5 protein-coding genes, 1 tRNA gene and 2 rRNA genes (1 of these 8 only partly in view) are annotated in these 9,056 nt (G+C 60.8%); all 8 read left to right on the plus strand.

Translation table 11 applies throughout. From position 1 onward, the window contains the following. Positions 1 to 2,099: ribosomal RNA gene (locus tag EN925_RS05275) — 23S ribosomal RNA — on the plus strand; it begins 723 nt to the left of the window's first position. Positions 2,100 to 2,364: 265 nt separating this feature from the next. Next, a 5S ribosomal RNA gene (gene rrf, locus EN925_RS05280) occupies positions 2,365 to 2,479 on the plus strand. Positions 2,480 to 2,633: 154 nt separating this feature from the next. Then, positions 2,634 to 2,710, plus strand: a tRNA-Met gene (locus EN925_RS05285). Positions 2,711 to 3,276: 566 nt separating this feature from the next. Beyond that, the gene (locus EN925_RS05290) at positions 3,277 to 4,308 is read left to right on the plus strand and encodes a substrate-binding domain-containing protein (protein ID WP_013529471.1); all 1,032 of its coding nucleotides are present in this window, start codon (positions 3,277 to 3,279) and stop codon (positions 4,306 to 4,308) included. Positions 4,309 to 4,401: 93 nt separating this feature from the next. Further along, positions 4,402 to 5,937: a sugar ABC transporter ATP-binding protein gene (locus EN925_RS05295; protein WP_127365502.1), complete on the plus strand. Its 1,536-nt coding sequence runs from the start codon at positions 4,402 to 4,404 to the stop codon at positions 5,935 to 5,937. A gap of 76 nt (positions 5,938 to 6,013) precedes the next feature. Continuing rightward, positions 6,014 to 6,937 carry an ABC transporter permease gene (locus EN925_RS05300; RefSeq protein ID WP_224674565.1) on the plus strand — a complete coding sequence of 308 codons (924 nt, stop codon included), beginning with the start codon at positions 6,014 to 6,016 and terminating at the stop codon, positions 6,935 to 6,937. Between the two features lie 25 nt (positions 6,938 to 6,962). Beyond that, entirely contained in the window at positions 6,963 to 7,943 is a 981-nt protein-coding gene (locus tag EN925_RS05305) for a sugar-binding transcriptional regulator (protein WP_024504451.1), read from the plus strand. Then, positions 7,940 to 8,935, plus strand: a complete 996-nt coding sequence (locus tag EN925_RS05310) for an aldo/keto reductase (RefSeq protein WP_027161269.1) — start codon at positions 7,940 to 7,942, stop codon at positions 8,933 to 8,935. The genes EN925_RS05305 and EN925_RS05310 overlap by 4 nt, the downstream gene beginning before the upstream one ends. The last annotated feature ends 121 nt before the right edge of the window (positions 8,936 to 9,056 follow it).

Raw genomic sequence — 9,056 nt, forward strand, 5'->3', positions numbered from 1 at the left:
CATTAGACCCGAAACCGAGTGATCTAGCCATGAGCAGGTTGAAGGTAAGGTAACACTTACTGGAGGACCGAACCCATAACTGTTGCAATAGTTCGGGATGACTTGTGGCTAGGGGTGAAAGGCCAATCAAACTCGGAAATAGCTGGTTCTCCGCGAAATCTATTTAGGTAGAGCGTCGACCGAATACCCCAGGGGGTAGAGCACTGGATGGGCTAGGGGTCCTCACCGGATTACCAAACCTAACCAAACTCCGAATACCTGGGAGTACTAGTCGGCAGACACACGGCGGGTGCTAACGTCCGTCGTGAAAAGGGAAACAACCCTGACCTACAGCTAAGGTCCCCAAGTTATGGCTAAGTGGGAAAGGATGTGAGGATCCCAAAACAACCAGGATGTTGGCTTAGAAGCAGCCATCATTTAAAGAAAGCGTAACAGCTCACTGGTCTAAATAAGGGTCTTTGCGCCGAAAATGTAACGGGGCTAAAGCCATACACCGAAGCTTAGGGTTTGGTCCGCAAGGGCCAAGCGGTAGCGGAGCGTTCTGTAAGCTGATGAAGCCATACCCGTGAGGGGTGGTGGAGGTATCAGAAGTGCGAATGCTGACATGAGTAACGTAAGGGGAGTGAGAGACTCCCCCGCCGAAAGACCAAGGGTTCCTGCTTAAAGCTAATCTGAGCAGGGTTAGCCGGCCCCTAAGACGAGGCGGAAACGCGTAGTCGATGGGAACCACGTTAATATTCGTGGGCTTGGAGGTAGTGACGGATCATTGAGGTAGTCCAATCTTATCGGATTGAACGGGCTGCTGCGTGGTTCCAGGAAATAGCTCCTCCTTATAAACCGTACCCGAAACCGACACTGGTGGTCTGGTAGAGTATACCAAGGCGCTTGAGAGAACTATGCTGAAGGAACTCGGCAAATTGCACGCGTAACTTCGGAAGAAGCGTGACCCTTTTCTACGCAAGTAGAGGAGGGTGGCACAGACCAGGGGGTAGCGACTGTTTATCAAAAACACAGGGCTCTGCGAAGTCGCAAGACGACGTATAGGGTCTGACGCCTGCCCGGTGCTGGAAGGTTAAGAGGAGGGGTGCAAGCTCTGAATCGAAGCCCCAGTAAACGGCGGCCGTAACTATAACGGTCCTAAGGTAGCGAAATTCCTTGTCGGGTAAGTTCCGACCTGCACGAATGGCGTAACGACTTCCCCGCTGTCTCCAGCATAGACTCAGTGAAATTGAATTCCCCGTGAAGATGCGGGGTTCCTGCGGTTAGACGGAAAGACCCCGTGCACCTTTACTATAGCTTTACATTGGCATTCGTAGTGGCATGTGTAGGATAGGTGGTAGGCTTTGAAGCCTGGGCGCCAGCTCAGGTGGAGCCACCCTTGAAATACCACCCTTATTACTATGGATGTCTAACCGCGGCCCGTTATCCGGGTCCGGGACAATGTATGGTGGGTAGTTTGACTGGGGCGGTCGCCTCCTAAAGAGTAACGGAGGCGCGCGATGGTGGGCTCAGAACGGTCGGAAATCGTTCGCTGAGTGCAATGGCATAAGCCTGCCTGACTGCGAGACTGACAAGTCGAGCAGAGACGAAAGTCGGTCATAGTGATCCGGTGGTCCCGCGTGGAAGGGCCATCGCTCAACGGATAAAAGGTACGCCGGGGATAACAGGCTGATGACCCCCAAGAGTCCATATCGACGGGGTTGTTTGGCACCTCGATGTCGACTCATCGCATCCTGGGGCTGGAGCAGGTCCCAAGGGTATGGCTGTTCGCCATTTAAAGCGGTACGTGAGTTGGGTTCAGAACGTCGTGAGACAGTTCGGTCCCTATCTGCCGTGGGTGTAGGAATATTGAAAGGATCTGTCCCTAGTACGAGAGGACCGGGATGGACGGATCTCTGGTGGACCTGTTGTGGCGCCAGCCGCATAGCAGGGTAGCTATATCCGGACGGGATAACCGCTGAAGGCATCTAAGCGGGAAACCCACCTTAAAACGAGTATTCCCTGAGAACCGTGGAAGACGACCACGTTGATAGGCCGGGTGTGGAAGAGCGGCAACGCTTGAAGCTTACCGGTACTAATAGTTCGATCGGCTTGATCGTTCTCATTCCTTATGCCCATCTGACAAAGTCAGATGGTCTGTTCTCACTCACGCTTGTTCCGCCCTGCGGGCGGCGCTACGTGAGTGCGGCGCATCAGCGCCGACGGTCGACCTTGCGAAGCTTCGCTTCGAAAGGCGCCAGACCAAGAACCGTAAAGGCACACAAAGACCAGCGAACAGCCCCGAGAGGCACCCGACAGCCCCGCTGCCGATGTCTCTTTGTGCCCTTCGCTCAAAAGCTTCTCGAACAACGTGCGTTTTGCCGACCTGGTGGTTATGGCGGAGCGGCTGCACCCGATCCCATTCCGAACTCGGCCGTGAAACGCTCCAGCGCTGATGGTACTTCGTCTCAAGACGCGGGAGAGTAGGTCGCTGCCAGGTCTGCCAAACGCACGTTGATCTCACATCCAAATCGGATGGAGAAAAATCTTCTCTTTATGAAATGGCCCGCCAAGGGATCACGGGCCGCGTAAGCGGCCCTTTCATTTGGTCAGCCATATACCTATCTGTAGGCCTCGGCTTACACAAAAATTGACGCGGGGTGGAGCAGCCCGGTAGCTCGTCAGGCTCATAACCTGAAGGTCACAGGTTCAAATCCTGTCCCCGCAACCAAATTCAAAAAGGCCCGCCATCGTGCGGGCTCTTTTGTTTTGTGCTGTGCTGTGCTGCCGGCCTGTCATCAGGCGCCCGCAACCAGCCAAGCCAAGCCGCCAGACAGAAAACGCAAATCCTCTCCCCAAAACCAACATCAAAAACAGCCCGCCAGCCACAAATGCCCGCGCGCCGTTTTGATATGCGGCTGGGGTGGCCATCGATCTGCCCAGGCTCAGGCCCCCGAAAGCGAAGCCGAAGCTGCAGCCGACTTCTGGCCAAGCGGACATATGGAGAGCCGTCACGCTGCGCCCGGAACAGATCTATCAAAGACAGGATCGGGGGCTTCAGGCGATAAAGACGCGGCCGGCGGGAGGGTGCCCTGCGAGCCCCCCCCGGTAGGAATCCCCTTGAAGTAGGTTGTGAAATATATTTCACTATGTGAATTATATTGACAATGCGCGCCCGGGCTGTAATGTCCCGATCGTCGGCTTTCGGAGGAAGGTCGGCATCATCAAATCCATACGGCAGCGCTCACTGAGTGCCTGCAACGGTCATTGAGGATGGCTTCGGCCAAGGGAGGAAACTTGCGCAAATTTCTGAGCACGCTCGCAATCGCGGCGGCTGCATCGACCTGCTTTGGGTCGATGCAGGTACGCGCCGAAACCCCTAACCCGTTCAAATGCGAGCCGGGTGAAAAATACGTCATGAACGTGATGGTCTCGGGCGTCGAATACTGGTTCCCGGTCTATGAAATGTTCAAGCAGGCCGGCCAGCAGTTCGGCTGCGAGACCGCCTATACGGGTACGCCGGAATACGACGTCAACAAGCAGATCGCCACCTTCGACCAGGCGCTGGCGCAGAAGCCTGCCGGCATACTGGTACACCCGATGAACTCCGATCCGTTCATCGAGCCGATCAACCGCGCCATCGAGCAGGGCACCGCGGTGGTGACCTTCGCCGCCGACTCGCCGAATTCCAAGCGCGTCTCCTACATCACCTCCGACAACAATGCCGAAGGCACCTATGCCGCCGACGCCGTTGCCAAGGCGATGGATGGCAAGGGCGAATATGCGGTGCTGGAGAATCCCGGTCAGGACAACCACGACAAGCGCGTCAACGCCTTCGTTGCCCGCATGGAAGCCAAATGGCCTGACATGAAGCTCGTCGGCCGCGCCGCTTCGAACCAGGATCCGACCAAGGCCTATCAGGCGGTTTTGAGCCTGGCCCAGGCGCATCCGGACCTCGGCGCCGTGTTCATGCCGGAGGCCAACTCGGCCATCGGTGCTGCCCAGGCCGCCAAGGAAGGCGGCGGCAAGATCCGCGTCATGCTCGCCGACGTCAACGCCAAGATCCTCGACATGATCAAGGCCGGCGAGATCTTCGGCTCGGTCAATCCCAACCAGGGCATGCAGGGCTATATGGGCTTCATGCTGTTGTGGATGGCCAAGCATCCCGGCCTGATCGATCCGATGAACGACGCCAAGCGTTCGGGTTTCAACCCGATGAGCGTGCCCTTCGTCGACAATGGCTTCTCCATCGTCTCCAAGGACAATGCGGACGACTTCTACTGGGACAAGTACCTCAAGCGTCGCGGCACCAAGGGCATCGAGGAATAGTCTCGATCGCCGCCCCGGCCTCCACAAGGCCGGACCAACCGGGAAGGAGGCTTCGGCCTCCTTCCTCCCCCGCAAGCATCGCAGGAGCATGGCGTGACCCAGGCGCCCATTCTTGAAATCCGCGGCCTGTCCAAGGCGTTCGGCCCGGTCAAGGCACTGAGCGACGTGCGGTTCGAGCTGCGGCGCGGCGAAATCCATGCGCTGTGCGGCGAGAACGGCGCCGGCAAGTCGACGCTGATGAACATGATCGCCGGTGTATTGCAGCCCGACGAGGGCGACATCCTGATCGATGGTGAGCGCATTTCGATTCACTCGCCCGCGGCCGCCCAACGTCTCGGCATCGCGCTCGTCCACCAGGAGATCGCGCTGTGTCAGGACGCCACGGTTGCCGAAAACATCTACATGGCCGCGATCAACAGCCGGCGCGCGCCGCTGATGAATTTCCAGAAGCTCTACGCTGACGCCCAGAAGGTCATGGACCTGCTCGCGCCCATTCCGGTGCGCACCAGGGTCGCCGACCTCTCCATTTCCAACCAGCAGCTCGTCGAGATCGCCAAGGCGCTGACGCTCGACTGCAAGGTGCTGATGCTCGACGAGCCGACCGCCGCACTCACCGAAAGCGAAGCGCAACGCCTGTTCTCGATCTTGCGCGGGCTTAGGGAACGTGGCATTTCGGTGGTCTATATCAGCCACCGCATGGCCGAGATCTTCTCGCTCTGCGACCGCGTCACCGTCTTCCGCGACGGCCGCTACGTGGCGACCGATGCGATAGCCGCCGTTTCACCCGACGATGTCGTGCGCAAGATGGTCGGCCGCGAAATCACCCAGCTCTATCCCGACAAGCTGGCGCCGCAAGGGCCTGGGCGCCTTCTCCTGTCGGTCGAGGGGCTTTCCGATGGGCGCCGCTTCGCCGACGTCGATCTGCAGCTTCGCGCTGGCGAAATTCTGGGCATAGGCGGCCTGATCGGCGCCGGCCGCAGCGAGATCGCACAGACGGTCTGCGGCCTCAGGCCAATGACCTCTGGAACCGTCGCGCTCGACGGAAAGCAGCTGCGGCCGCGCAGTTATGGCGATGCGGTCAAGGCGGGGCTGGTCTATCTCTCTGAGGATCGCAAAGGCTCCGGCGTGTTCCTCGATCTGCCGATCGCGGCGAACATATCGGCGCTCGACCTCGGCCGGCTCACCGGGCGCCTCGGCCTGCTCGACCGCAAGGCCGAGGATCGTCAGGCGCGGGAGCTGACCGGCAGGCTCGGCGTGCGCATGGCCGGCATCGAGGCCACTGTGTCGACGCTGAGCGGTGGCAACCAGCAGAAGGTTGCTATCGCCAAGCAGCTGTCCGTCAGTCCCAAGGTCATCATCATGGACGAGCCGACGCGCGGGATCGATGTCGGCGCCAAGGTCGAGATTCACCGGCTGCTGCGCCAGCTAGCTGGCAGCGGTGTCGGCGTCATCATCATCTCGTCCGAACTGCCGGAGCTGATTGGCTTGTGCGACCGCGTTCTTGTGGTGCGCGAAGGCAGGATCGCCGGCGAACTCGCCGCCAGCGAGCTCGGCGAGGAAGCCATCATCATGCTCGCCTCGGGCGTCCAGGACAGTTCAATTCAAAGGCAGGCCCAGAATGTCGCCTAGGGAATCAGGAGAAGCGCTCGTGCACGCCGAGATCAAGTCCGCCGGGCGGCGCATCAACTTCGCTCACCTCGCCTCGATGCGCGAGGCCGGGCTGATCGTCATCATCCTGGCGCTGTGCATCGCCATGAGCTTCGCCTCGCCGCACTTCCTGACATGGGGCAATTTCCGCGCCATGCTGATGAGCTTCTCCATCGAAGGCATCGTCGTCGTCGGCATGACCGTCCTGCTCATCGTCGGCGGCATCGACCTTTCCGTCGGCTCGGTCGTGTGTTTCTCGATGGTGGTCTCGGGTGCGCTGTTCCTCGCCGGGCTCGATCCCTGGACGGCAAGCCTGATCGGCATCGGCGTCAGCGCGCTGATCGGCGCGGCCATGGGCTTCTTCGTGACCGTGATAGGGCTCAATCATTTCATCACGTCGCTGGCCGCCATGGTCATCGTGCGCGGCATGTGCCTGGTGGTCACCAAGGGCACGCCGCTGTCGCTGTTCACCTTGCCGCCGGCCTTCAAGGCCATCGGCCAGGGCAGTTTCAACAACATCCCCTATGTCATCCTGATCTTCATCGTCGTGGTGGCGATCTTCGACTTCCTGCTGCGTCGCGCCACGGCCTTCCGCAAGGTTTTCTACACCGGCTCCAACGAGAAGGCCGCGCAGTTCTCCGGCATCAGGACCAATCAGGTGAAGTTCTGGGTCACGGTGCTGTGCTCGACCCTCGCCGGAGTGGCCGGCGTCATCTACATGGCGCGCTTCGGCGCGGCGACGCCGACCTTCGGCGCCGGCATGGAGCTCAACATCATCGCCGCGGCCGTCATCGGCGGCGCCTCGCTGAATGGCGGCTCGGGCACCATCTTCGGGGCGATCCTCGGCATGGCTCTGCTGTCGGTGGTGACGAGCTCGCTTATCCTGCTCGATGTCTCGGTCTATTGGCAGGACATGATCAAGGGATGCATCCTGCTGGCAGCGGTGTCGATCGATCACTTCCTGCACCGCAAGAAGTCCTGAACCTCAAAGGCGGCGAAACAAGACCATGGCCCCTCCCAACACCCGCGACGACATCGCCGCTGTTCGTCAGATGCACCAGGCGCTTGTCCTGCATTATGTCGAAGGCAAGACCCAGGCCGAGATCGCCGGGGAACTCGGCATCTCGCACGCGACCGTCAACCGGCTGATCAAGCGCGGTCACCAGCTTGGTCTCGTCGAGATCAAGATCAAGTCGCCGATCGACCATCTGGTCGACCTGGAAGCGCGGCTGGTGGCGCTGGGCGGCATCGAGCGGGCGATGGTGGTGCCGTCGGTCTCCGAAAATCCGCACACCGCCCTGCAGCGGGTCGGCGAGGCTGCGGCTGGGCTGCTGCTCGACACCATCAAGGACGGCGACACCATCTCGATCACCGGCGGCAAGGGCGTCAGCGCGCTGGTCGCCGGTCTCAAGCCGGGGCGCCGCTACGACGTCGAAATCATTCCCGCCACCGGGCTGGTGCAGGGCAAGCACTACACCGATGTCAACCACGTCGCCTCGCTGATGGCCGACAAGCTCGGCGGCCGCGCCTATCAGATCCATGCGCCGTTGTTTGCGGACACCGCGCAGCAGCGCGAGATGCTGATGGGCATCAGCTCCGTCGCAGACGTGTTTCGCAAGGCGCGCGAGGCCGATGTCGCGGTGGTGGGTGTCGGCTCCATCCTGACCGACGATTCCAGTTACTACGATTTGCATCCGTCCTCGAATGCCGATCGCCAGGCGATCGAGAAGTCCGGGGCAACAGGCGAGCTGCTCGCCCATCTCATCGATCGCCGGGGCAAGCTTTGCAACTACTCGCTCAACCGTTCGTTGGTCTCGCTGACGCTTGACGAGTTCGCGACCATCCCGCGCTCGATCGGCATTGCAAGTGGCGCCAGCAAGGTCGCGCCGATCCTCGCCGCAATGCGCGGAAATCATCTCGACACCATCGTCACGGACGAGGCCACGGGGCTCCAGATCCTCGAGCTGGCCGAACAGGAGGCAGCATGAATTCTCGACAGATCCAGCGGCAGATCGGCAAGTCCGGCATATCGGCGTCGGCCGTGGGCCTGGGCACCTGGGCGATTGGCGGATGGATGTGGGGCGGCACCGACGAAAAGGAGTCGGTGCGGGCGATCGAAGCCTCGATCGATGCCGGCCTCAGCCTGATCGACACAGCGCCGGCCTACGGTCTTGGCCGCAGCGAGGCGATCGTCGGCACCGCCATCAAGGGCAAGCGCGACAAGGTGGTGATCGCGACCAAATGCGGGCTGAACTGGCATTCGGGCAAGGGCGGGCATTTCTTCGACCAGGACGACAAGCCAGTGCATCGCTATCTCGGCGCCGACGGCATCGCCTATGAGGTCGAGCAGAGCCTGCGGCGTCTCGGCACCGATCATATCGACCTCTACATCACCCATTGGCAGGACCCGACGACGCCGATCGCCGAGACGATGGCGGTATTGGAAAAGCTCAAGGCAGCCGGCAAGATCCGCGCCATCGGCGCCAGCAATATCAGCGCCGAGGATCTCGGCCACTATATCGATGCCGGCCAGCTCGATGCGATCCAGGAGCGCTATTCGATGATCGACCGCGACATCGAGAGCAGCCTGCTGCCGATCACTCGCCGCCATGACATCGCCACGCTCAGCTATTCGTCGCTGGCGCTGGGGCTGCTCACCGGCACGGTCGACCCCGGCCGCACATTCGGCGGCGACGACCAGCGCAAGGACAACCCGCGCTTTTCCACGGCCAACCGACAGAAGGTGGCAAAGCTGAAGGAGGCCATCGCCCCTATCGCCGAGAGCCACCAGGCGTCGACCGCGCAGATCGTCATCGCCTGGACGCTCGCCCAGCCGGGCATCACCTTCGCGCTGTGCGGCGCGCGCAATCCCGAACAGGCGCTCGACAATGCGCGGGCCGGGGAGATCACGCTTGCGGCAGGCGAGCTTGCGGCAATCGACGCCGCGGCAGCCGCGCATCTCACCGCGATGGATGCCTGAGAAAAAAAGGCAACAGCCCCGATGAACCGTAGCCATACGTTAGCCGGTCTGCGCGACCGGCCTGATATCGCCGTGCTCGTCATCGGTGGCGGCATCAACGGCATCAGCGTCTTTCGCGAAC

This window comes from Mesorhizobium sp. M7A.F.Ca.US.006.04.2.1 (assembly GCF_004022915.1).
Classification (GTDB): Bacteria; Pseudomonadota; Alphaproteobacteria; order Rhizobiales; family Rhizobiaceae; genus Mesorhizobium; species Mesorhizobium ciceri.

Bases quoted from the DNA above. Each gene is read 5' to 3' on its own strand.
- EN925_RS05300 (WP_224674565.1), top strand. From the start codon at position 6,014: ATGCGCGAGGCCGGGCTGATCGTCATCATCCTGGCGCTGTGCATCGCC.
- EN925_RS05310 (WP_027161269.1), top strand. From the start codon at position 7,940: ATGAATTCTCGACAGATCCAGCGGCAGATCGGCAAGTCCGGCATATCG.
- EN925_RS05305 (WP_024504451.1), top strand. From the start codon at position 6,963: ATGGCCCCTCCCAACACCCGCGACGACATCGCCGCTGTTCGTCAGATG.